Origin of the sequence: Paraburkholderia sp. MM5482-R2 (assembly GCF_050436125.1) — a bacterium.
Lineage (GTDB): Bacteria > Pseudomonadota > Gammaproteobacteria > Burkholderiales > Burkholderiaceae > Paraburkholderia > Paraburkholderia tuberum.
In genome coordinates, this window is sequence record NZ_JBNDLP010000002.1 from 3276080 (window position 1) to 3297760 (window position 21681).

Sequence of the window (21681 nt, forward strand, 5' to 3'; positions counted from 1 at the left end):
CACGACGGACCGGCACCCCGTGGCCAACGCGGCCGAAGCACGAACAATAAAGTAAATACCGCAAACGCGCAGGAATCGTCCGCGCAATGAAAAACGCCGTCACCCTGAGGTGACGGCGTTGGATGAACACGGTACGTGATCGGAGCGCAATCCATGCGCTGCCCCCGCAACGCATGTGGTCACTACCGTGAGAGCCGCTATTGGTCTATTTACCCTTCTTCTTCGCGTTGGCCACGGTCTTCGGGCGGCTCTCAGCCGCGGCCTTCGACGCCTTGCCGGGCTCCGAGGCCGAAACCTTCTCGACCTTGCCCTTCCTGGCAACGGGCGCCGCCGGCTTGGTACCCTTGCCGCCCGGCTCGGAGACCTTGACGATGGCGGAGTGGCCGCGCCCTTTCTTCTTATCGTAGCGCGATTCACCGTGTGTGTCTGCGACGTGGACGCCAATCTTCTGCACACTGCCGCCTTGCACATCGGCGGCGATCTTTTCCGGACCCGGCTCGCTGGGTACCGGCTTGCCGACCGGCACGTGCAGCACGATCACCTGGCCGCGCGAAACCTGATCGCGATGCGTCCTGTTCCACGCCTTCAGCTGACCGACCGACACGCCGTAGCGCACCGCGATGGCCGCCATCGACTGATTGCGACGCACGCGGATCAGCATCTTGCGCGTGTCGGGTACGTCGGGTTCCATCGCGAGCACCGCGCTTTCGGCGACGTCGGCGCTGATGTCCTCGTCGTCGTCCGAGCCGCGCGGCACGACGATCGTCGAGCCCGGCTTCAGGCGCATACCGACCGGAATCTTGTTCACTTCCATCAGCGTGTCGGGGTCGACGCCGATCTTCTGTGCGATCGCCGCGGGCGTCGCGCGCGCGTCGACCGTGTAGGTGGTCCAGGACGACAGCGAGCCCGAGTACGTTTTCAGATTGCGCTCGAACGCGGACGCGTTGTCGAAAGGCAACAGAATCTGCGGCTGCGTCGCGCCGAGAATCACCGGCTTCCTGAACGATGGGTTCAGCGAACGGAACTCGTCCGTCGACATGTTGGCGAGCCGCGCGGCGACGTCGACGTCGATGTCGTGCGAGGTCGTGACCGTCACGAAGTATGGGTGGTTCGGAATAGACGGCAGGGTGAGCCCGTACATCTGCGGGTTCATCACGAGGTTCTTGACCGCTTGCAGCTTCGGCACGTAGTTGCGCGTTTCGTTCGGCAGACGCAGGCTCATGTAGTCGGTCGGCAGACCCGCCGCCTCGTTGCGCGCGATCGCGCGCTGCACGTTGCCCTCGCCCCAGTTATACGCAGCGAGCGCGAGTTGCCAGTCGCCGAACATGTCGTGCAGGTTCGACAGGTAGTCGAGCGCGGCACTGGTCGACGCAAGCACGTCGCGGCGCTCGTCCTGCCACATGTTCTGCTTCAGGTTGTAGGTCCGGCCCGTGCCCGGCATGAACTGCCACATACCCGCAGCCTTGGCGACCGACAAAGCCTGCGGGCTATATGCAGACTCGATGAACGGCAAGAGCGCGAGCTCGGTCGGCATATGGCGCGACTCAAGTTCCTCGACGATGTGATACAGGTATTTCTGCGAGCGCTCGGTCATGCGCTGCACGTAATCGGGACGCTGCAGATACCAGTTCAGCTGCATGTCGACGAGGTCGCTCTGCAGGTCCGGCATCTGGAAGCCACGGCGAATGCGGCCCCACAGATCGGCGTCCTGGCTCGTCAACTGATTGACGGAGCTCTGGTCGACGTTGATGGTTTCTTTAGCGGTGGCGTTCTTGCGAAGGGCGTCGGCTACGGCCTGCTGGCTGGCGGGGTTAGTGGCGGTATTCGTCGTCGGTCCCTGACTCGCGCACGCGGCGAGTGTCAGGACCAATAACGCACTTAAGATAAATCGCATGAACGTCTCGGTTTCCACAAGGGCTGGAATTTGCAGCCGATAGTACGAAACGTCAACGTTTCCGTCAATTGGAAAATCAAGAAAAAAATCAACCAAATCTGGGGCTTGGCGAATTTTTCCGATTCATCGCGTGAAGAACCGCCGAATGCGCTCCGGATCAACGGAAGCGGTTCTTCCATTCGCGCATCAATGTGAAGGCCTTCAGCCGGTCAGACACCGTTTCGTGCAATCGTGCTTCGAGGTTCGACTGGATCGCCGGCTCGCCTGCGCGCAGGAACGGATTGACCGCGAGCTCGTGCGCGATCGTGGTCGGCAGCGTCGGCTGGTGGCGGGCGCGCAACTCGTTCGCCTTGTCGCGCCACGCCTGCAGTTCGGCATTGTGCGGCTCGCAAGCGAGCGCGAAGCGAATGTTCGACAGCGTGTATTCGTGTGCGCAATGCACTGCGGTTGCGCCGGGCAGCGCGGCGAGCGCATCGAGCGAATTCAGCATCTGCTGCGGCGTGCCTTCGAAAAGGCGCCCGCAACCGCACGCGAACAGTGTGTCGCCGCAAAACACGTGCGGCGTGCCGCGCGTATCGGCCGCCTGGAAATAGGCGATGTGTCCGCTCGTGTGTCCGGGCACGTCGAGCACGCTGAATTCAAGTGCGGGTGCAGCGATCGTCACGTGATCGCCACTTTTGAGACGATGTGTCAGGTGCGCGATCGCTTCGCCGGCGGGGCCGTAGACCGGCACGTCCTGGCCGTTCAGCAGATCGGCCACCCCGCCGACGTGGTCTTGATGATGGTGCGTGAGTAAAATAGCGCTCAGCCGCCAGCCTCGTTGGGCCAGACAGGCGCGCACAGGGGCGGCTTCGCCCGGATCGACGACGACCGCGTGGTGTCCGTCGGCAATGACCCAGATGTAATTGTCTTCAAACGCCGGGACCGGTACGTACTCGAGCGCATTCATAGGCGACGCATTTTTAATATGACTGACCGAGCGATTATAGACTGGCCCGCCTGGACCGATTCGCCGCCAGGCCGCTACGTGCTCGACTGGGAGCAAACCCAGCTCGATCGCGTGGTGTCGGACGTGTTCGGCTATCATGCGCTGCAACTCGGCCTGCCGCAGCTCGACGCGCTGCGCGAGAACCGCATGCCGTGCCGCGGCCTCGTGCTCGACGCGGCGAGCGGCGCGAGCGCGCCGTACACATATCCGCGCTGGGCACGTCGTGGCAGCGTGAGCGGCATCAGCAGCGCGGGCAATGCTGGCGACGACAACCCCGCGAACGCCGCGCGAGGCGCCCCTGGTCTGCACGCGCCGGCCGGGCGCAGCGCGGTCTGGTGCGACCTGCTCGATCTGCCGTTCGAGGCGCAAAGCGTCGACCTGCTCGTGATGCCGCATACGCTCGAATTCACCAGCGACCCGCACCGGCTGCTGCGCGAAGCCGAACGCGTGCTGGTGCCTGAAGGCCAACTGATCATCCTCGGCTTCAACTCGTTGTCGCTGTGGGGAGTACGGCAGTCGATCGGCAAGATGACAGGCCGCCCGTTCGTGCCCTCCGCCGTCGATCTGATCGCGTTCACGCGCCTGAAGGACTGGATCAAGCTGCTCGGCTTCGACCTTGAACGCGGGCGCTTCGGCTGCTATCGTCCGCCGCTTGCGAGCGATCAATGGCTCGCGCGTTACGGCTTCATGGAAGCCGCCGGCGACCGCTGGTGGCCGATTTTCGGCGCCACCTACATGATCAAGGCGATCAAGCGCGTGCGCGGCATGCATCTCGTCGGGCCGCTCAAAGTGAAAAAGCCCGTGCTCGCGGCAGGCCTCGCGCCCGCCGCCACCCCGAACACACGAAACCACACCGAATGACTCCAGATCACATCGACATCTATACCGACGGCGCCTGCAAGGGCAATCCCGGCCCTGGCGGCTGGGGCGCGTTGCTGCGCTTCGGCAGCCAGGAAAAAGAACTGTTCGGCGGCGAGGCCAACACGACCAACAATCGCATGGAGCTGATGGGCGTGATTTCCGCGCTCGAGGCGTTGAAGCGCCCGTGCAAGGCGATCGTGCACACCGACTCGCAGTACGTACAGAAAGGCATCAGCGAGTGGATTCACGGCTGGAAGAAGAAAGGCTGGGTCACCGCGGCGAAACAGCCGGTCAAGAACGCCGATCTGTGGAAGCGGCTCGATGCGCTCGTCGCGCAACACGAGATTGAATGGCGCTGGGTGCGCGGCCACAATGGCCACCCGGAAAACGAGCGCGCCGATCAGTTGGCCAATCGCGGCGTGGCATCGCTCGCCGAGATGTAAAGAGCGTGCGCGCATCGGCAACACCGCGCGCCGCCCTCCCCGCTTTTTTTCCGCAATTTTTTCGAAGCAGGCTAATCCGACATGCGTCAACTGATCCTCGATACCGAAACTACCGGCCTGAACGCCCGCGGCGGCGACCGGATTCTCGAACTCGGTTGCGTCGAGCTCGTGAACCGCCGGCTGACCGGCAACAACCTGCACTTCTATATCAACCCCGGGCGCGACAGCGATCCGGGCGCGCTCGCGGTGCACGGCCTTACCACGGAATTTTTGAGCGATAAGCCGAAGTTCGCGGAGATCATCGACCAGTTCCGCGATTTCATCCAGGACGCGGACCTGATCATCCACAACGCGCCATTCGACATCGGCTTTCTCGACGCCGAGTTCGCGCTGCTCGGTCTGCCGCCAGTGAGCATGCACTGCGGCGAGATCATCGACACGCTCGCGCAAGCCAAGCGGATGTTCCCCGGCAAGCGCAATTCGCTCGATGCGCTGTGCGACCGCTTCGGCATCAGCAATGCGCACCGTACGCTGCACGGCGCGCTGCTCGACTCGGAACTGCTCGCCGAGGTCTATCTGGCGATGACGCGCGGTCAGGAAAGCCTCGTCATCGACATGCTCGGCGAAGCGCAGGCCGGCGGCGATACGCACGCGCCGCGTGTCGCACTCGACTCGCTCGAACTGGTCGTGATCGCTGCGAGCGACGACGAAAGCACCGCGCACGAAGCCGTACTCGACGATCTCGACAAAGCGCTCAAAGGCGCAAGCGTATGGCGTCTTGAACCCGCGCCGGCAACTGATGAGCAAACTGCTTAAAAAAGACTAGACGAACCCTAAATTCCCTGACATAATTTCGATCTCTTCGGGTGGTTAGCTCAGCGGTAGAGCACTGCCTTCACACGGCAGGGGTCACTGGTTCGATCCCAGTACTACCCACCAGATTCTTGGTGTGTCGATCACCGAAGACAAAAGGGCTTACGCAGCAATGCGTAAGCCCTTTTTCTATTTGCCGGCAAATACGTCGCATGCGCCATACGAGATATCGTTGGCTATAGAACCACGTCGTTCCGTAGGTTGGCGAGCGCCCCGCACTATTGCTATATTCGGCAAACGGGCATTCGCCCGGTCCGGCTCCGTCCGGTTTCTCCATCTTGAACCATCTCAGGGAGGCGCCCCATGTTTGCAGTGCATCGCGCGCTCCCCCGCATGGTTCCACGACCGCCGGCCCGTCCGCCGCGACCGATGCGACCTTGAAGCCGCAGCGTTGTCGCTGATGCGCCGCCGCCTCGGCAGGCGCACCGCGTTCATTCCAGACAGTCCGTTGTTCCGTTGCCGTTGTTTGCCGTCATATTTTTTCGCGCGTTCCCGCGCGGATTCCGGCATCCGCTGGCTGTCTACCCCTTTTTCGCTTCTGACTGGAATCTCGGCGCGCTCGTGCTTCGCCGGGCCCAAAGCAAATGGCTAACAGAAAACTCGACTTTCGCGGACAAGCCTTCAAGGATGTCCTCGGCTTCACCTTCCGTCACTGGGCGCAACAGCCGGGGCGCATCGTCGTGATCGCGGCGCTCGCGCTGTTCACGGCGGGCGCGGACATCCTGACGCCGGTCTTCGCCGGACGTCTCGTCGACGCGATCGCGGCCGGTCCGGCGTCGTCGGCGCCCGTCTGGCATCACGCGCTTGCGGCCTTCGGCGCGCTCGCCGCGCTCGGCCTCACCGCGACGCTGCTGCGCCAGGGCGTGTACTTCAACATCATCCGCTTCACGCTGAAGATGATGAGCGAGATCGCCGCGCGCGCGTTTCATCGCGTGCAGCGCTTTTCGACCGACTGGCACGCGAACAGCTTCGCCGGCTCGACCGTGCGCAAGATCACGCGCGGCATGTGGGCGCTCGACCTGCTGAATGACACGCTGCTGATCGCGCTGCTGCCATCGCTGGTGATGCTGATCGGCGCGACCCTGCTGCTCGGCTCGCGCTGGCCCATGATGGGCAACGTCGTCGGCATCGGCTCGCTGCTGTACATCGGCGTGACCGTGACGGTGTCGCTGGGCTTCGTCGCGCCGTCCGCGCGTCTCGCGAACGCGTGGGACACACGCATGGGCGGCGCGCTCGCCGATGCGGTCAGCTGCAACGGCGTCGTCAAGGCATTCGGCGCGGAAGCGCGCGAGGAAGCGCGCCTCGCGCACGTGATCGGCAAATGGCGGCAACGCACACGCCGCACGTGGGTGCGCGGCACGCTCAACGGCGGCCTCCAGGGCGGCATGCTGGCCGCGATCCAGGCGGCGATTCTCGGCGTGGCGCTACTGCTGTGGGCACGCGGCGAAGCGAGCGTCGGCGACATCACGTTCGCGCTGACGATGTTCTTCATGCTGCAAGGCTATCTGCGTGACATCGGCATGCACATCCGTAACCTGCAGCGCTCGGTCAACGACATGGAGGAACTGGTGTCGCTCGAGAGTCAGTCGCTCGGCGTCGAGGATCGTCCCGGCGCCGGCGCCATCGCGATCCGCGACGGCGAGATCCGCTTCGAGCAGGTGTCGTTTCACTATGGCGCGCACAGCCGGCCGCTCTACGACGACTTTTCCATCCGCATCGCGGCGGGCGAGCGCGTCGGGCTGGTCGGTCATTCCGGCTCGGGCAAGACGACCTTCATCAAGCTGATCCAGCGCCTTCACGACATTTCGGGCGGGCGGATCACGATCGACGGCCAGGACATCGCGCAGGTCCAGCAAGCGTCGCTGCGAAGCCAGATCGCGATCGTCCAGCAGGAGCCGGTACTGTTTCACCGCTCGCTTGCCGAGAACATCGCGTATGGACGGCCCGGCGCGACCCGCGCCGACATCGAGCGGGCCGCGCGGCTCGCGAGCGCGCACGACTTCATCGCCGCGCTGCCGAACGGCTACGACACGCTGGTCGGCGAACGCGGCATCAAGCTATCGGGCGGCGAGCGTCAACGCGTCGCGATCGCGCGGGCTTTTCTCGCCGACGCGCCGATCCTGATTCTCGACGAAGCCACGTCGAGCCTCGACAGCGAAAGCGAAGTGCTGATCCAGCGCGCGATGGAGCGGCTGATGCAGGGGCGCACGACGCTGGTGGTCGCGCATCGGCTGTCGACGGTGCGCGCGCTCGACCGGCTCCTCGTGCTCGACAAGGGCAAGGTGATCGAGGAAGGCAGCCACGACGCGCTGATCAAACGCGACAACGGCTTGTACCGTCGCTTGTTCGAGCGTCAGGCGCTGGAGCTGATCAAGGGTCTCGGCGAGCCGGAGCTCGTGCGCGAGTCGGCAAAGGTCAAAGCCGACCGGGTCGACGATTCTGGCTTGTTGGTCGGCTAGCGCGACGCAGGCATGCACCAGGCTTCGCGGCAAACGATGCCACGCCTGGCGCCACCAGCCCCTGGCAATAGAAGGCCCGCCGCGCTACACCGCGCCGGCGGGCAACCCGATGCCGCGCGCCATTCCGGTCGCGGCAAACACCATCAGAACCAGCAGCACGGTCTGGATCACGCTGAAATGCGCGTAAGATCGCGCCTTCTTCAGATTCGGCGCCGCGCCGCTGCGGATCGACGCGCGCCAGCGCATCAGGCCGAGCATCGTGGGCACTTCGAGGATCAGGATCAGCACCAGCAACGTCATCTTCACGTGAAAGAGCGGCTGGTGCAGGTAGTAGTCGGCGCCCTTCTCATAGCTACCGAACATGCGCATCAGGCCGGTCACGATCAGCACCAGCGCGGCGATGCCCCAGCGTGAATCGGCGCGGAACACCGAACGCAACGCGGCGGGCACCGACGCGCGACGCAGCGACCACGTGCGTCTGAGAATCGACGCGAGCGCAAAACCATAAGCGAGCAGATGAAGGGCGGCAAGCAACCAGCGAACCAGCATGGCGACTCCTGCGAAAGACGCAATATGATCGATGAGTGTCCCACTCGCCCGCCTGCAGGCCGGGCGCCTTGATTGCATTATCGACGAAGCTTCGCTTCGGGATGCGTGCATCGGCCACGCGATGTGACCGATAGCACAAAACATGCAGCGTCAGACCTGGCGCAGCGTCGTGTCGAGCGCGCGAGCGGCGACGCGATCGCCTTCGGTCGTCAGCGCGGCGCGGAAAACGGTCTGCCGGTTATGACCCGCGGCGGCCGGCGAATCCCACAGCAACTCGACCTTCGGACGTACGCCGAACGCGCTGCGCGCAAGCGAGGGCGCCGCGACCGACCCTATCGGCGCCGCTGACGCGCCGGCCTTGCCCGGCGCGCCGAACGCGACCGCGGGCGCCGGCGTCGCGCGCCCATTGGAACCGCTCGCCCAGCGCACCGACAATTCGCGCGCATCGTATTGCCCCACCTTGCGCCGCTCGGCCCACACGACGACGGTGCGGGTCAGCGGATCGAGCGACACCGCATAGCGGCCGATCGCAAAGCGCCGCGCCGCCACATTGGTGCGCCACAACGGCAGCGGCCGGCAGATCCACAAGACGACCGCATACAGCACCGGCGCCGCGACGAGCCAACCGTTGCTGGCCGCGACCGCCTGCATCGCGCGACGCCAGCCTGCGCTCGCGACGAACGCGCCGACCGACCACACCGCAAACAGAAACCCGAGGAACGCGAACAGGCGCAGCGCCTGACGCAGCCATTGCGGCAACGGATGGAACGGACGCTCCGCGACGGCGCGCGCGCCCGGCAGGAAGATCAGCAGGAACAGAAAAACGAGGTTGATACATGCCCACGGTGAAGACGCCATCGCGGTCAGCGCGGTGGTCAGCTTCATCTCGGACATCGAGAAAAACCAGCGGGCGGCGAGCACGAGACCGATGGCGCGCAACGTAAAAATCGTTCCGGCGCCGGGCGCGGCGTTCGCGCGCGTCTCTTTCGTTCTCGCCAAGGCATCCTCCTGTCGTCGGCGGCACCGCAGCCCAATTTGCGGCACGGCAATTATAGGGATATTACCGAGACTGGCTCGTTCGCGCCGCGCGGAAACCCGTATTTTCAGTTGTGCACCGACGAAAAACGCAGCGCGCATGCAACAACGCCCCGCCGGCGACGTGCCGGTGGGGCGTTCAGAGCAACGAAGGAAGCGTGCAACGAGTTGCTGCCGACAGCGTTTTATCTACCGCGAAACAACTGCGGCGAAACAATCGCCAATCAGCCCGCGTTGACTTCGCGCAGCACCGTGCGATGTTTGCGGCGCAGCAGCTCTTCATAGGTGGCGACGTAGTTCTGCGCCATCACCTTCGACGAGAAGCGCGCCTCGAACGCCTTGCGCACGCCAGCGCGGGGCAGCGTGTGCAGACGTTTGACGGCGGCGACCGCGCTGATTTCGTCCTCGACGACGAAACCCGACACGCCGTTTTCGATCACTTCCGGCACCGAACCGCGATTGAACGCGATCACCGGCGTGCCGCAAGCCATCGCCTCGATCATCACGAGACCGAAGGGCTCCGGCCAGTCGATCGGGAACACCAGTGCGTGCGCATTGCCGAGAAACTCGCGCTTTTCAGCTTCGCCGATTTCGCCGATGTACTCGACGTGCGACAACGACATCAGCGGCTTGATCACTTCTTCGTAGTAGGCACGGTCGGCCTTGTCGATCTTGGCGGCGACCTTGAGCTTCATGCCTGCCTGCCCGGCGATGCGAATCGCCCTGTCAAGCCCCTTCTCCGGCGAGACGCGGCCCAGGAATGCGAGGTAGCCGGGCTCGACGTTGGGAATCGGCTTGAGCACGTCTTCCGGCAAACCGTGATAGACGGTTTGCAGCCAGTGCGCCTGCGGCAGCGGAATGCGCTGGTTGTCCGAGATCGACACGACCGGCACGTCATTGAACGTGTTGAAGATCGGCTGCAGTTCAGGCAGATCGAGACGGCCGTGCAGCGTCGTGACGAACGGCACAGGCTGACGCGCGAACAGCGAGAACGGGTAGTAGTCGATGTGGAAATGCAGCACGTCGAATTCGTCCGCGCGGCGGCGCACTTCTTCGAGCAGCAGCATGTGCGGCGCCATCACGTCGCGGATCGTCGGGTCGAGGCGCAGCGCCTGCGGCCAGAAAGCTTCGAGCTTCGCCGAGGTTTGCGAATCACCGCTTGCAAACAGCGTGACGTCGTGGCCCTGCTCGACCAGCGCCTCGGTCAGATAGGACACCACGCGTTCCGTACCACCGTACAGCTTGGGAGGAACCGCCTCGTGCAGCGGAGCGATTTGAGCGATTCGCATATTGACGAACTCCTAGTAAAAAATCAGGCAAAAGTACTGCATTTGGAAAAAGCGACTCGCTTGCTCGCCAGGGCAGTCTGGCCGGAAATGCCGGCGCGGGCCTGATTCTTTTGAGAAATCCTGCGATGGATCGCTTGGTAACGAGCCCGGACAAGTGGATCAGCGACTGGGCATGTGCGAGTAAACGCGCCCGTTGCACCGACGTTGACAAACTGTCAGAAAAATTGCCGGGCTAACGAGCACGCATTATCGATGCCTGGATTGTTGCAGCACCACAGCATTTCAAAGTCTTTACGTTGTTACAAACGCGAAACACTTTGCAAACCCTTGTTTTCAAAGACAGTTCTACAGTATGCACGAGGTTTCGGGAGGCGCGGCGGTACCGTGTCTGTTAGCTCTCGCCCATCAGCGTTGCCGGTAGGAATTGCAAAATTGCCGCAGCGCGGTCGAATGCAATCTGTAATCATATCTCGAAATTTTCCGCAATCTGCCTGAATGGCCCGTCGGCTGGTGTGTCGGGACGACGCAGATCGCGGAGGTCCATCGCGAAATCAATCGCGTCAAAGCCCGGATACACAGGGCGCAATCGCCTTTGCATGTTTACAATGCGAAGCATCGGCTTCACGCAGAGCCATGCTTGTCCGTATGGTCCGCGCATTGCATGCACAACCCGCAACACATCGATCTCAGCTCAATTGGAACACTTGACCATCGCCCAGCGTAACGCCCAGAACGCCAAGCTCGCGAGCTATGCGCACCGGCCACTTGCGTTTCTCTTCCGCTTTATCCGCCGCCATCCGCTCGCGCATGCGATCGTGTTGTGCAGCGTGTTTGCGGCCGTGGGCTGTGCACTCGCTTCGCAGTACGCGATCAAACATCTGATCGACGTGCTCGGCGGCGGCAGGCATCATCCGGGACCGCTGTGGGGCGCGTTCGCGATCCTCGTCGGCCTGATCGCTGCCGACAACCTGTTGTGGCGGATCGGCGGCTGGTTCGCCGCGCACACGTTCGTCGCCGTGACGGGCGATTTGCGGCGCGACCTGTTTCAGTACCTGAGCGGCCACTCGCCGACCTACTACGCCGAAAAGCAGCCCGGCATGCTGGCAAGCCGGATCACCGCGACCTCGAACGCCGTCTACACCGCCGAAAACACCACCGCGTGGAACGTGCTGCCGCCGTGCATCGCGGTGCTCGGCGCGATCGTGATGATCATCGCGGTGAACCCGCTGATGGCCGCCGGCCTGATGCTGTGCTCGGCGATCCTGTCGGTCGTGCTGTACAAGCTCGCGGGCCGCGGTTCCGCGCGTCACCATAATTTCGCGACCAAGGCGGCATCGGTCGACGGCGAGCTTGTCGACGTGATCAGCAATATGGGGCTCGTGCGCGCGTTCGGCATGACGTTCCGCGAACAGCACCGCTTTGCTTCGACGGTCAAGTCGGAAATGGACGCGCGCCAGCAAAGCCTGCTGTACCTGGAAAAGCTGCGTCTGCTGCACGCCGTGGTCACCGCGCTGCTGTCGGCCGGCCTGCTAGGCTGGGCGCTATGGCTGTGGGACCAGGGCCGCGCGACCTCGGGCGACATCGTGCTCGTCAGCTCGCTCGGCTTCACGATCCTGCACGGCACGCGCGATCTCGCCGTCGCGCTCGTCGACGTCACGCAGCACGTCGCGCGACTCGCAGAGGCCGTGCGCACGCTGCTCGAACCGCACGGCATGCCCGATCGCGACGACGCGACCGAACTTGTGCCGCAGGGCGGCCGCGTCACGTTCGACGGCGTCACGTTCGCCTATCCGCGCCGCCGGCCGATTCTCGATCACTTCGACCTCGATATCGAACCGGGTCAGCGCGTCGGGCTGATCGGCAAGTCGGGCGCCGGCAAATCGACCGTGCTCGCGCTGTTGCAGCGCTTCTACGAGACCCAGGGTGGCGCGATCAAGATCGACGGCCAGGACATCGCGTCGATTACCCAGGACAGCCTGCGCCACGCGATCGCGCTGGTGCCCCAGGACATCTCGCTGTTCCATCGCACGGTGTACGAGAACATCGCGTACGGCCGCCCGGACGCGAGCCGCGAGGAAGTGCTCGCCGCCGCGCGCGAGGCGCGTTGCGTGGACTTTATCGAAGCGATGCCGGAAGGCTACGACACGATCGTGGGCGACCGCGGCGTGAAGCTGTCGGGCGGTCAGCGCCAGCGCATCGCAATCGCGCGCGCGATTCTGAAAAACGCGCCGATCCTGCTGCTCGACGAAGCCACGTCCGCGCTCGACAGCGCGTCCGAGGAAGCGATCCAGAAGGCGCTCGACCGCCTGATGGTCGGCCGCACCGTGATCGCGATCGCGCACCGTCTGTCGACGCTGAACAACTTCGACCGGATCATCGTGATGAGCGCCGGCAAGGTCATCGACGACGGCACGCCGGAAGAACTGCGCCAGCGTCCGGGCCTCTATCGCGACCTGCTCTCGAAGCAGTATGGCAAGGGCCAGACGCTGCATATCGGCGGCAAGAAGGTCGACGAACAGCACGTAGCCTGACGCACGCCTGGTCCACGCGCTGCGCATCGCTTGAAAAAAAGCCGCTCCCTGGAGCGGCTTTTTGCTGTCTGGCTCGCGGCCCGGCTTGGCTTAGCCGGTCACGCTCTCGCGCGCCGCCCTCTTGCGCGCGGCGCCCGCCGCACCCGTGGCCGCGTGCGCTTTCCCGCTTCTGGCGCGCTTCGCGCCCTCGACGCTCTGCAGATCGCGCATGAAGTTATCGCGCCACACCGACACGTTGTTCTCGCGCAGCTGCGCCATCATGTCGCGATAGCGCCCCTGGCGCTCGGCGAGCGGCATGTCGAGCGCCCGCGCGAGCGCTTCGGCCATGCCGTCGATATCGACCGGATTGACGATCAGCGCGCCGTCGAGCTCCTGCGCCGCGCCCGCGAAGCGCGACAGCACCAGCACGCCGGGATTCTCCGGATCCTGCGCCGACACGTATTCCTTCGCAACGAGGTTCATGCCGTCGCGCAACGGCGTCACATAGCCGACGTGCGCGGTACGGAACAGCGCCGCCAGCACCGAGCGCTCGTACTGCTTGTGGATGTATAGGATCGGCGTCCAGTCCAGCTCGGCGAAACGTCCGTTGATCCGTCCCGACTCGCCTTCGAGCTGTAGCCGGATGTCTTGATACGCGTGCAGGTCGGCGCGCGTCGGCGGGGCGATCTGCAGGAACGACACCTTGTTGCGCTGCGCGGCCGTATGCTCGAGCAGGCGCTCGAACGCGCGGAATCGCTCGACCAGCCCCTTCGAATAATCGAGCCGGTCGACACTCATGATCAGCTTGCGCGAATGCAGCGTCGCCTTCATCGTGCGCACCGGCTTGCCGCGTTCGCCCGCCTTCGCGAGCTCGGCGATCTCGTCCGGATAGACGCCGATCGGATACGCAGAGGCGCGCAACGTGCGGCCGAACGCATGCACACTCAGCGGTCCTTTCGCCGACGCGTCGATCGAGCCGCCCGCCTCGTTGATCACGTAGTCGCAGAACGCGCGCAGATCGGGACCGGTCTGGAAGCCGAGCAGGTCGAACGAACACAGCGCCTCGACGAGCTCGCGATGCGGCGGCACCGTCAGCAGCACCTGCGCGGCCGGAAACGGAATGTGCAGAAAAAAACCGATGCGGTTCTTCACGCCTGCCGAGCGCAGCGCCTGAGCGAACGGAATCAGGTGATAGTCGTGCACCCAGATCACGTCGTCCTCGCGCAGGAGCGGCACGAGTTGCTGCGCGAGCCACGCGTTGACGCGGCAGTAGCCTTCGAAGTCGTGCCGGTCGTAATGCAGCAGGTCGGATCGATAGTGGAACGCGGGCCACAGCGTCGCGTTCGAGAAACCACGGTAGTACTGGTCGTAATCGCGGCGCATCAGCGGGACGGTCGCGAAGGTCACCGGACCGCGCTCCTCGAGCTTGATCTGCGGCTGGCCGGAGCTCAGCACGTCGCCGCTCCAGCCGAACCACATGCCGCCGGTCTCCTTCAGCGCGTCGTACACGCCGACCGCCAGACCGCCCGCCGCCGGACCGCCCTCCGAAATAGGCGCCACCCGGTTCGAAACAATGATCAGTCGGCTCATGAAGCGCGATTCCCGATGCAGTATGTTGTTTTCGTTGAACGGGGCCGCCGGCGTCATGCGCCGCGCGCCGCCGCGACGATGGTTTCGAGCCAGTCGAGCAGTGACGACACCGATTCGACGCGCGTGTGCGCCATCGTTTCGCCCGCGCCGACCTTGATCGACAGACCGCCGCGCTCGTTGACGACCGCGAAGCCCTTCTCGTCGGTCAGATCGTCGCCGGCGAATATCGGCGTGCGGCCGGTGAACGGCAGCTCGTCGAGGAACGCGCGCGTCGCGCGGCCCTTGTCGACGTCCTTCGGCTTGATCTCGTAGACCATCTTGCCGGGCTGCAGCACGTAAGAAGCGGGGTAATCGGCGACGAGCCGCTCGGTCGCCTCGCGCGCGACCGGCTCGCGGTCCGGCGCGTTGCGGTAGTGCAGCGCGAGCGCCGCGCCCTTGATCTCGAGCAGCATGCCCGGATGTTCGTTGACGACCTGCGCGAGCACCTGCTCCATGCGCAACAGGCGCTCGTCGTGAAAGCCGATGCGCTGCGTGTCGCCATTCGCATCGCGCCGCTCGGCGCCGTGCAGACCCGCGACCGGCAGGTCCGGCATGCCGAGAAAACTGTCGATGCTGTCGATGCCGCGCCCCGACACCACCGCGACCGCGCCATTCGTCAGACTGCGCAGTTCGCGCAGCAGGTCGATCACGCGCGGCTGCACCAGCACGCCGTCCGGTGTGGGGGCGAGTTCGACGAGCGTGCCATCGAAGTCGAAGAAAAATGCCGTCTCGCTCGGAGACAGAACAGCCGGAAGTGCTTGCATCGCCTAGGTTCGCCTTTCAGCCATCTATGGCCGGAAAAGTGTGCGCATCTTACCGCGCATCCGTCAATTTTTCGAGAAAGTAAGCTGGGACTCAAGCCCGATGGGCGCTCTATCCATCCGCTTCTGTCGATTGCGTTCAAAAGCGCAACGATCGGGCTTCAACCGGCTTTCAGCAAGCTGCGTCAATTGACCCGCAAATCGTGCGCCCGGCGCGCCGCGCGACGCTGGCGCCAATTTTGCGCTACAGTCGCTGCCACGCGGACCGTCGGCGTGATGGACATCATTGCACGCTCTCGCTCAATCGCGTGCCGCGCGCGAATCTTGCGTGGCATGATCGGGCGACGGTGCGGCCCCCTGCTCCATCGATTCGTGTTGCCTGCTCTTCAATCGAGTCATTGAACCCTGCTTTGTTCCCGATCCTGCCACCCCAGCGCCCGCGGCCGAACCTGTCCCGCTCACGACCCAAGCGACTCACGCACCGCTTGATGCACGGGTTGGCACGCCGGTTTGCGGCGGCAACTGCGCTGGGCACGCTGGTCGCGCTCGCCGCGCTGACCGGTTGCACACAGCGCGCCGAGCCGTGGCAGTTGACCAACGTGACCGGCCACCTGCCGGATCTGGACTTCACCTTGACCGACGACACCGGCCGTCCCGTCAACGCCGCGTCGTTCAGGGGCCGCACGTCGCTGGTCTACTTCGGCTACACGCATTGCCCGGACGTCTGTCCCGAAACGATGGGCCGTCTGATGCAGGTGCTCGGCAAGCTCGGTCCCGATGCGCAGAAAGTGCGCATTTTGTTCATCACCGTCGATCCCGCGCGCGACACGCCGCGGGCCTTGCACGACTATGTCGGCGCGTTCGACGCACAGCACGCCGAAGGGCTGAGCGGCACCGACTGGCAGATCGAGTCGCTGGCCAAGCGCTATCGTGTCGCTTATCAGATGGAAAAGCGCGACTCGAACGGCAACTACGAGGTCACGCACAGCTCCGCCGTCTATGTGTTCGACAGCCGGGGCCGCGCGCGCCTGCTCGCCACCGATCACGACACGCCCGATGCGATCGCGCAGGACCTGCGCCGCATCATCGATGACCAATCCTGATTCTTCTTTGATCCCACTCCATTCCATCATGACGATCAAGCTCAAACCAATCGCTTCCCTCGCCTGCGCGCTCGCGCTGTCACTCGGCGCCGCGTCGGCCGCGCAAGCGGCCGATGCTCACGCGATCAGCATCAAGGACGCGTGGGTGCGCTGGCTGCCGAACAACCTGCCCGCGGCCGGCTATGCGACGCTCGTCAACGCGAGCGACAAGCCGATCGACCTCGTCGATGTATCGAGCGACGACTACGGCGATGCGATGCTGCATCAAACCGTATCGAACGGTTCGACGCAGAAGATGGTGATGGTCGACAAGCTGTCGGTGCCCGCGCATGGCCAGGTCGCGATCGCGCCGGGCGGCTATCACGTGATGCTCGAGGACGCGAAGCACAAGGTCGCGCCGGGCGACACCGTGCGTCTGACGCTGAAGTTCTCCGACGGCGAAACAGTGAGCGCGCCGTTCGCGGTCAAGTCGCCGGGCCAGACCAGGTAAGCGGCACGACGGGCCGCCGCCACCGCACGCGCCATCGCCATGAACCTGCTCTACTGGCTCGATCCCTGGGAGTTTTCGCCGACCGTCGTGATCGCGTTGCTGATCCCCGCGATCCTGTTCGTGCGCGGCGCACGCAAGGCGCGGCTGTCGTTCGCGCGGCGTCTGTCATTCTGGTTCGGGCTGGTCGCGCTGTATGTCGTGCTGCATACGCGGCTCGATTATTTCTTCGAGCATGAATTCTTCATGCATCGCTTGCAGCATCTGGTGCTGCATCATCTCGGGCCGTTCTTCATTGCGCTGTCGTATCCGGGCGCGGCGTTGCGCGCGGGAATTCCGTTGCGCTGGCGACAGCGCTTCGTGCGGCCCGCGCTGCAAACACCGCTCGTGCGCACGGCGCTCGACGTCGTCATGCACCCGGTCGTCGCGGTCACGCTATTCGTCGGGCTGATCTATTTCTGGCTGCTGTCGCCGATCCATTTCGTCGCGATGCTCGACTGGCGGCTCTATCGCGTCATGAACTGGAGCATGGCGATCGACGGCCTGCTGTTCTGGTGGCTCGTACTCGATCCGCGTCCGGCGCCGCCCGCGCGTCTGTCTCCGGGCAAGCGCGTGCTCGTCGTGATCGCGGCGATTCCGCCGCAGATCGTTCTCGGCGCATTCATCTTTTTTACGACGCACGAGTTGTATCCGATCTACTCGATCTGCGGCCGCGCGTTCACGTGGCTGAGCCCGATGCGCGATCAGCAGATCGGCGGGCTCCTGCTATGGATTCCGGGTTCGATGATGAGCGTGGTCGGCGCGCTGATCGCGCTGCGTCACTGGATGCGGCTGTCGTCTCGCGGACGCCTGCGCGCCGAGCGGCATGCAAAAGCGGCGCGCGGGCTCACGCATGCGGCGTCGACGACCACGAACGTGCCCCGCTGACCCGTTCGCGTTCACAGCGCGCGCATCCACACATGCGGGATGCCGTCTTCGTCGTGAATCTCCGAGATCGGCATGAAGCCGAACGCACCGTAAAAACCTTGCAGATGCGCCTGCGCGTGCAGACGGATCGGCGTATCGGGCCACTGCGCACGGATTTGCGCGAGCGAGCGTTCGAGCATCGCATTGCCGAGACCGATGCCGCGAAACGGCGCGGTCGTCAACACCCTGCCGATGCGCACATCGGCATCCGCCGCATCGGGCAACAACACGCGCAGATAGCCGGCCAACGGCGGCAGCGCCGCACCGCGGCCGGTGCCATACGCAAGCAGATGCCAGGCTTCGACGTCGAGCCCATCGATATCGCCATACACGCAGTTCTGTTCGACGACGAACACCGCGCTGCGGGCGGCCAGCATCTCATAGACTTCGACGCTCGTGAGGTTCCCGAACGGCTTCCAGCGCCATTCGAGCTGGGCGAGCCGCGCGGCGGCGGTGTGTTGCGGTTCAGTCATCGGTAGCTTTCAGGGTCAATGCGCGACAGCGCGGGCAACGATCTGCAATTATGCCGCGCGCCTCGTCATCGAGCATGCGCAGGCCTGGCATCCGGGCGGTCGACACGGCTGTCTTCAGTCGCGAAAGCCGCGCACGCGTTCAGAGCACCGCTTGCACGGGTCGCGCGAGACAGTCGGGGGATTGCCGAGGCCGCATAGATGCAGCGCGCCGACGACCACCAGCGTGCGCTCGCGAACGTCCAGCAACTCGCTCAGCCGCGCGGCCCACGCGCGATTGCGCACGTCGAGAATCGCCTGACGGATGCCGGCCAGATTGAACATCGGCGCTTCGACGGCGATTTGCTGTATCGCGTGCAGATCGCCCTCCAGCCACGCCGCGTGCATCCGTTCGAGCGTGCGCTGCGGTTCGCCGCGGTCGGCCATCAGCATGTCGAGCGCCGCGGCAATGGCTTCGAGCGGAATCGATTCGAGCGCGACTGCGACGTCCCGCGCGGACTCGAGATAGCGATACGGCTTCGCCTGCGCGAGCGCCGAGCGCAACATGCGCGGCTCGACACCCTCGACGACCTGCTGCAGCAGCGTCGGCGCGACGATCAGCGCGGCCCACGGACGCAGTGTTTCAAGCGGCGCGAGCAGGCCATCGGTCGGCCACAGCGCCTGCAGTTGCGTCCAGGCTTGGTCGCACATCAGGGGCCGCAGTTGCGCGGCGTCGGGGTGTGCGTCGGCTTTGAGAAACGGCAGGATCGTTGCTGGGTCGGACTCGAATACGAGCGCGTCGGCCCAGTCATAGGCTTCGGCAACCCATGGCGGCGTTCGACGGCTCGTCGCGGGAAACAGATGCATCGAGCCGAGCAGGCGGACCTGAGTGCCGGTGAGTTGGAAATACATGCGGCTTCAATGAAAACGGGCGATGACGATGGTGCGATTCTATCGCCCGGCCTGGATGAGGCGCGCCGGCGTGCGTTGCCCTTCCCGTGCGCGCGCCGGACACGCCGTTGAGCGGAATGCGCTGCCCCAATGAATGCGGGAACGCATCAAACGCCTGAACCCGATTATTGCCCGCTCTTTTTAACGACTCGAGTTCGGTCGTATAGCGCTCGTTTCTCACGCCATTGCTGCCGTAATACTCTTCCACCGATTTCACCCAACGGCCGACTTCCGGCACATACCAAAACGCTTTATACGCGCGTCCCGTCGCCTGAACAGGACCGAGTTTCTGCGCATGCGTGATCATCGCGGTGTCGCCCTGCTCGACCTGGCTGGCTTGCGTGACCGTCTGCCGCGGCTCGAGTTGCGCGACCCAGTCGCCTTCGGCTTCGATCTTGATCGCCTGGAATTTGCCGGCGGGCACTTCGACGGTTTCCGTTCCGACCACCCGATACTGCGAGTTCCACTTCTGCGAAGCGAATACCCGGTTCGGATGCTGCCCGGCGTATTCGACCGTCCAGCTCTTACCCGGCGACAACGGAAACGCGAACGGCCGGTTCACGACTGTATCGGTGCCGTTCACGCTGCGCTCGCGGCTCCGGTCCGCTCCGGCGATCACTTCGCGTGGCGCCTGCGTCGGACCCGAGATCTTCGATTCGAAATAGATGTGCGATGGCGTCGCCCGCAGCACCGTCACCTGCTCGTGCGTCTGGTTCCAGCCCTATGGCCCTCTCTCGCTCGTCGACGTATATGTCCAGGTGTCCCCGGGTTTGACGTCGGGCGCCGGCGCCGATTGCGCAAGCGCCGACAACGGCCAAGCGAGGCTCAATAGCAGCGCGGCGGTTCTATTTTTTTCATAGGTCGAATATAGGTTTTATGTGCAACGAATAAGCAGCCGCGAATATCCGGGCGAATACTCGATGATGCACTTTAAAATGCAAAGAGCCGGTGAGCACTTCCCGAATTGCTGGACGAACGACGGCCAGCACCTCGAGTTTGAGCGACGCGCAGAAGAACTATGAGAGCTTTGCACTCACGTCTAACGGTGGACTGCATTATGTCGATGGCAGCCTTTCGCTCAGCGCGAATTCGGCGGGGCGCTATCGGTCGGCTCGAGTAGCACGTTTTTCACCATCGACTCCAGCATCGCTCAAAGCCCCTCCACGGGCACTCAGTCGCTGATTGCCGGGACGGCTTCGCTCTCGTCGGTGCTCAAGGTCCCCACGTTGACCAATGGACGCGAGATCGTCAATGGCGCTGTGTATGTCGGCGCAGTTCCCGCGCAGGCGCGGGTCAGCTACGTGGGACCCAACGTGCAGGAAGACTATCTGGCGGCGGACGGTAGTACCGTGATCCGCACCTTGCTTGGCACCAGCTACACCGTCGTTTCGCTGAGCGGTCTGATATCCGCGACGCCGTCCGAACTCTTCACGAATAGCGCCCTGCTCGGCAACGATATCGACGCTGGAAAGTTTCTTTCCCAACTCCAGCACGACGGACGACAGGACCTATCAGCTTTCCGATGGCCAGATCGTCACGTTGCAAGGCGTTCGCGCATGGGTGGCCAACAGCGTGCTCGGGGGTAGCACGACCGACTATCGCGTGTATTACCAGAACAACGGCGGCATCTACGCGGGTTACATGATCAGGAGCGGCACAACGATGCAGATAGCACCGCTCGGAGGCGGTACGCCGCAAGAGCACTACTGCTTCCTGAACCCCGCTGCCGTGCAGTCAATCAAATCCGCGCTCAATTTCTGATCGATTCGGAGGAACGTCTGCGGCACGCAGTCGGATCGACCGCTCCGCTCACCTTGATGACGACGATCGACAAGGCTGGCGAAGAGAGGAACAGAAAAAGAAAAGCCCCGACAAGTCGGGGCTTTCGCTTTACATCAAAGACTGGAGGCGCGAGCCGGAGTCGAACCGGCCTAAACGGCTTTGCAGGCCGCTGCATAACCGCTTTGCTATCGCGCCACAAGCGGACTGGAACCTAGACACGGGTTCGCAGATTTATCTGGTGATAACCAGAAGAACCGAAGCTCTGGAAGTTCAGAACGAGCGGCCTTCCAAACAAAAAGGGAAGCGCTGCTTCCCCTGATGTATGGAGCGGGAGACGAGGCTCGAACTCGCGACCTCAACCTTGGCAAGGTTGCGCTCTACCAACTGAGCTACTCCCGCATTGAACTGCTTCACCGCGCTGCCTTTTTTACTTCGCCAAACAACGCGATGCTTCGAATACTGGAGCGGGAAACGAGGCTCGAACTCGCGACCTCAACCTTGGCAAGGTTGCGCTCTACCAACTGAGCTATTCCCGCGTTGTGCTGCATTTACTGCTACTGCTTTACTGCGTCTCCGGTGTTTCGCGTTGCGTGCATCGGAGAAACGAGATTATGGATAATCGACTGAAACGTGTCAACCCCTTTGCCCGTCT

19 protein-coding genes, 4 tRNA genes and 1 pseudogene are annotated in these 21681 nt (G+C 63.8%); 11 read left to right on the top strand and 13 right to left on the bottom strand.

Annotated features, from left to right (window positions below; all coding sequences use genetic code 11):
* Positions 1 to 205: 205 nt before the first annotated feature.
* Together OKW37_RS17845 and gloB are read right to left on the bottom strand one after the other, a co-directional pair.
* Complete coding sequence (locus OKW37_RS17845) at positions 206 to 1894, bottom strand: transglycosylase SLT domain-containing protein (protein WP_429404953.1); 1689 nt, start codon at positions 1892 to 1894, stop codon at positions 206 to 208.
* Positions 1895 to 2051: 157 nt separating this feature from the next.
* Positions 2052 to 2843, bottom strand: a complete 792-nt coding sequence (gene gloB, locus OKW37_RS17850; protein ID WP_429404951.1) for a hydroxyacylglutathione hydrolase — start codon at positions 2841 to 2843, stop codon at positions 2052 to 2054.
* A gap of 18 nt (positions 2844 to 2861) precedes the next feature.
* Here gloB and OKW37_RS17855 point away from each other — a divergent pair, with 18 nt between their 5' ends.
* The 5 genes from OKW37_RS17855 to OKW37_RS17875 all read left to right on the top strand — a co-directional run bounded on the left by OKW37_RS17855 (position 2862) and on the right by OKW37_RS17875 (position 7518).
* The gene (locus tag OKW37_RS17855; protein ID WP_429404949.1) at positions 2862 to 3743 is read left to right on the top strand and encodes a class I SAM-dependent methyltransferase; all 882 of its coding nucleotides are present in this window, start codon (positions 2862 to 2864) and stop codon (positions 3741 to 3743) included.
* Entirely contained in the window at positions 3740 to 4186 is a 447-nt protein-coding gene (gene rnhA / locus OKW37_RS17860) for a ribonuclease HI (RefSeq protein ID WP_184028269.1), read from the top strand. Before OKW37_RS17855 ends, rnhA begins: the two co-directional genes overlap by 4 nt.
* 81 nt (positions 4187 to 4267) lie before the next feature.
* Positions 4268 to 5002 carry a DNA polymerase III subunit epsilon gene (gene dnaQ, locus OKW37_RS17865; protein WP_429404947.1) on the top strand — a complete coding sequence of 245 codons (735 nt, stop codon included), beginning with the start codon at positions 4268 to 4270 and terminating at the stop codon, positions 5000 to 5002.
* 48 nt (positions 5003 to 5050) lie between these two features.
* Positions 5051 to 5125, top strand: a tRNA-Val gene (locus OKW37_RS17870).
* Between the two features lie 518 nt (positions 5126 to 5643).
* The gene (locus OKW37_RS17875) at positions 5644 to 7518 is read left to right on the top strand and encodes an ABC transporter ATP-binding protein (RefSeq protein WP_429404945.1); all 1875 of its coding nucleotides are present in this window, start codon (positions 5644 to 5646) and stop codon (positions 7516 to 7518) included.
* Positions 7519 to 7602: 84 nt separating this feature from the next.
* On the opposite strand, the gene OKW37_RS17880 is transcribed toward OKW37_RS17875, so the two are convergent.
* The 3 genes from OKW37_RS17880 to OKW37_RS17890 form a co-directional block, all read right to left on the bottom strand.
* A complete protein-coding gene (locus OKW37_RS17880) occupies positions 7603 to 8067 on the bottom strand; it encodes a DUF2214 family protein (RefSeq protein WP_184006244.1) in 465 nt (154 codons plus the stop codon).
* A gap of 150 nt (positions 8068 to 8217) precedes the next feature.
* Complete coding sequence (locus OKW37_RS17885; RefSeq protein WP_429404943.1) at positions 8218 to 9066, bottom strand: hypothetical protein; 849 nt, start codon at positions 9064 to 9066, stop codon at positions 8218 to 8220.
* Positions 9067 to 9326: 260 nt separating this feature from the next.
* Positions 9327 to 10391, bottom strand: coding sequence for a glycosyltransferase family 4 protein (locus OKW37_RS17890; RefSeq protein WP_090801132.1), 1065 nt, complete (start codon positions 10389 to 10391; stop codon positions 9327 to 9329).
* A gap of 695 nt (positions 10392 to 11086) precedes the next feature.
* On the opposite strand from OKW37_RS17890, the gene OKW37_RS17895 reads away from it, so the two are divergent.
* Positions 11087 to 12922 (top strand): ABC transporter ATP-binding protein, encoded by a 1836-nt coding sequence (locus tag OKW37_RS17895; protein ID WP_184061429.1) that lies wholly within the window; start codon positions 11087 to 11089, stop codon positions 12920 to 12922.
* Positions 12923 to 13012: 90 nt separating this feature from the next.
* On the opposite strand, the gene otsA is transcribed toward OKW37_RS17895, so the two are convergent.
* Complete coding sequence (gene otsA, locus OKW37_RS17900) at positions 13013 to 14491, bottom strand: alpha,alpha-trehalose-phosphate synthase (UDP-forming) (protein ID WP_184047663.1); 1479 nt, start codon at positions 14489 to 14491, stop codon at positions 13013 to 13015.
* Positions 14492 to 14544: 53 nt separating this feature from the next.
* Positions 14545 to 15294: a trehalose-phosphatase gene (otsB, locus tag OKW37_RS17905; RefSeq protein ID WP_090801136.1), complete on the bottom strand. Its 750-nt coding sequence runs from the start codon at positions 15292 to 15294 to the stop codon at positions 14545 to 14547.
* A 485-nt stretch (positions 15295 to 15779) separates the two neighbouring features.
* On the opposite strand from otsB, the gene OKW37_RS17910 reads away from it, so the two are divergent.
* The 3 genes from OKW37_RS17910 to OKW37_RS17920 are packed head-to-tail and all read left to right on the top strand — an operon-like array spanning position 15780 to position 17808.
* A complete protein-coding gene (locus tag OKW37_RS17910; RefSeq protein ID WP_429404940.1) occupies positions 15780 to 16394 on the top strand; it encodes an SCO family protein in 615 nt (204 codons plus the stop codon).
* A 28-nt stretch (positions 16395 to 16422) separates the two neighbouring features.
* On the top strand, positions 16423 to 16884 hold the full coding sequence (locus OKW37_RS17915; RefSeq protein WP_184061427.1) for a copper chaperone PCu(A)C: 462 nt from the start codon (positions 16423 to 16425) through the stop codon (positions 16882 to 16884).
* Positions 16885 to 16923: 39 nt separating this feature from the next.
* Positions 16924 to 17808 (top strand): cytochrome c oxidase assembly protein, encoded by an 885-nt coding sequence (locus OKW37_RS17920; RefSeq protein ID WP_187610821.1) that lies wholly within the window; start codon positions 16924 to 16926, stop codon positions 17806 to 17808.
* 11 nt (positions 17809 to 17819) lie between these two features.
* Here OKW37_RS17920 and OKW37_RS17925 read toward each other — a convergent pair whose 3' ends face one another.
* From OKW37_RS17925 to OKW37_RS17935, 3 genes and pseudogenes are all read right to left on the bottom strand, one after another.
* Positions 17820 to 18320 carry a GNAT family N-acetyltransferase gene (locus OKW37_RS17925; protein WP_429404937.1) on the bottom strand — a complete coding sequence of 167 codons (501 nt, stop codon included), beginning with the start codon at positions 18318 to 18320 and terminating at the stop codon, positions 17820 to 17822.
* A 139-nt stretch (positions 18321 to 18459) separates the two neighbouring features.
* Positions 18460 to 19208, bottom strand: a pseudogene (locus OKW37_RS17930) (TraB/GumN family protein).
* Positions 19105 to 19671 (bottom strand): hypothetical protein, encoded by a 567-nt coding sequence (locus tag OKW37_RS17935; protein ID WP_429509887.1) that lies wholly within the window; start codon positions 19669 to 19671, stop codon positions 19105 to 19107. Before OKW37_RS17935 ends, OKW37_RS17930 begins: the two are co-directional and overlap by 104 nt.
* Positions 19672 to 20473: 802 nt before the next feature.
* On the opposite strand from OKW37_RS17935, the gene OKW37_RS17940 reads away from it, so the two are divergent.
* Both OKW37_RS17940 and OKW37_RS17945 read left to right on the top strand, forming a co-directional pair.
* Complete coding sequence (locus OKW37_RS17940; protein WP_429404933.1) at positions 20474 to 20833, top strand: hypothetical protein; 360 nt, start codon at positions 20474 to 20476, stop codon at positions 20831 to 20833.
* On the top strand, positions 20808 to 21008 hold the full coding sequence (locus OKW37_RS17945) for a hypothetical protein (RefSeq protein WP_184061424.1): 201 nt from the start codon (positions 20808 to 20810) through the stop codon (positions 21006 to 21008). The genes OKW37_RS17940 and OKW37_RS17945 overlap by 26 nt, the downstream gene beginning before the upstream one ends.
* Before the next feature lie 142 nt (positions 21009 to 21150).
* Here the strand turns inward: OKW37_RS17945 and OKW37_RS17950 are convergent.
* The 3 genes from OKW37_RS17950 to OKW37_RS17960 all read right to left on the bottom strand — a co-directional run bounded on the left by OKW37_RS17950 (position 21151) and on the right by OKW37_RS17960 (position 21565).
* A tRNA-Cys gene (locus OKW37_RS17950) sits at positions 21151 to 21224 on the bottom strand.
* Positions 21225 to 21352: 128 nt separating this feature from the next.
* Positions 21353 to 21428: transfer RNA gene (locus OKW37_RS17955), tRNA-Gly, on the bottom strand.
* 61 nt (positions 21429 to 21489) lie between these two features.
* A tRNA-Gly gene (locus OKW37_RS17960) sits at positions 21490 to 21565 on the bottom strand.
* Positions 21566 to 21681 lie beyond the last annotated feature (116 nt).

Coding starts and splice junctions, on each gene's coding strand:
- OKW37_RS17915 (WP_184061427.1), top strand. CDS start 16,423: ATGACGATCAAGCTCAAACCAATCGCTTCCCTCGCCTGCGCGCTCGCG.
- OKW37_RS17910 (WP_429404940.1), top strand. CDS start 15,780: ATGCACGGGTTGGCACGCCGGTTTGCGGCGGCAACTGCGCTGGGCACG.
- OKW37_RS17925 (WP_429404937.1), bottom strand. CDS start 18,320: ATGACTGAACCGCAACACACCGCCGCCGCGCGGCTCGCCCAGCTCGAA.
- otsB (WP_090801136.1), bottom strand. CDS start 15,294: ATGCAAGCACTTCCGGCTGTTCTGTCTCCGAGCGAGACGGCATTTTTC.
- OKW37_RS17920 (WP_187610821.1), top strand. CDS start 16,924: ATGAACCTGCTCTACTGGCTCGATCCCTGGGAGTTTTCGCCGACCGTC.
- OKW37_RS17855 (WP_429404949.1), top strand. CDS start 2,862: ATGACTGACCGAGCGATTATAGACTGGCCCGCCTGGACCGATTCGCCG.
- OKW37_RS17890 (WP_090801132.1), bottom strand. CDS start 10,391: ATGCGAATCGCTCAAATCGCTCCGCTGCACGAGGCGGTTCCTCCCAAG.
- gloB (WP_429404951.1), bottom strand. CDS start 2,843: ATGAATGCGCTCGAGTACGTACCGGTCCCGGCGTTTGAAGACAATTAC.
- OKW37_RS17875 (WP_429404945.1), top strand. CDS start 5,644: ATGGCTAACAGAAAACTCGACTTTCGCGGACAAGCCTTCAAGGATGTC.
- OKW37_RS17845 (WP_429404953.1), bottom strand. CDS start 1,894: ATGCGATTTATCTTAAGTGCGTTATTGGTCCTGACACTCGCCGCGTGC.
- rnhA (WP_184028269.1), top strand. CDS start 3,740: ATGACTCCAGATCACATCGACATCTATACCGACGGCGCCTGCAAGGGC.
- dnaQ (WP_429404947.1), top strand. CDS start 4,268: ATGCGTCAACTGATCCTCGATACCGAAACTACCGGCCTGAACGCCCGC.
- otsA (WP_184047663.1), bottom strand. CDS start 14,491: ATGAGCCGACTGATCATTGTTTCGAACCGGGTGGCGCCTATTTCGGAG.
- OKW37_RS17880 (WP_184006244.1), bottom strand. CDS start 8,067: ATGCTGGTTCGCTGGTTGCTTGCCGCCCTTCATCTGCTCGCTTATGGT.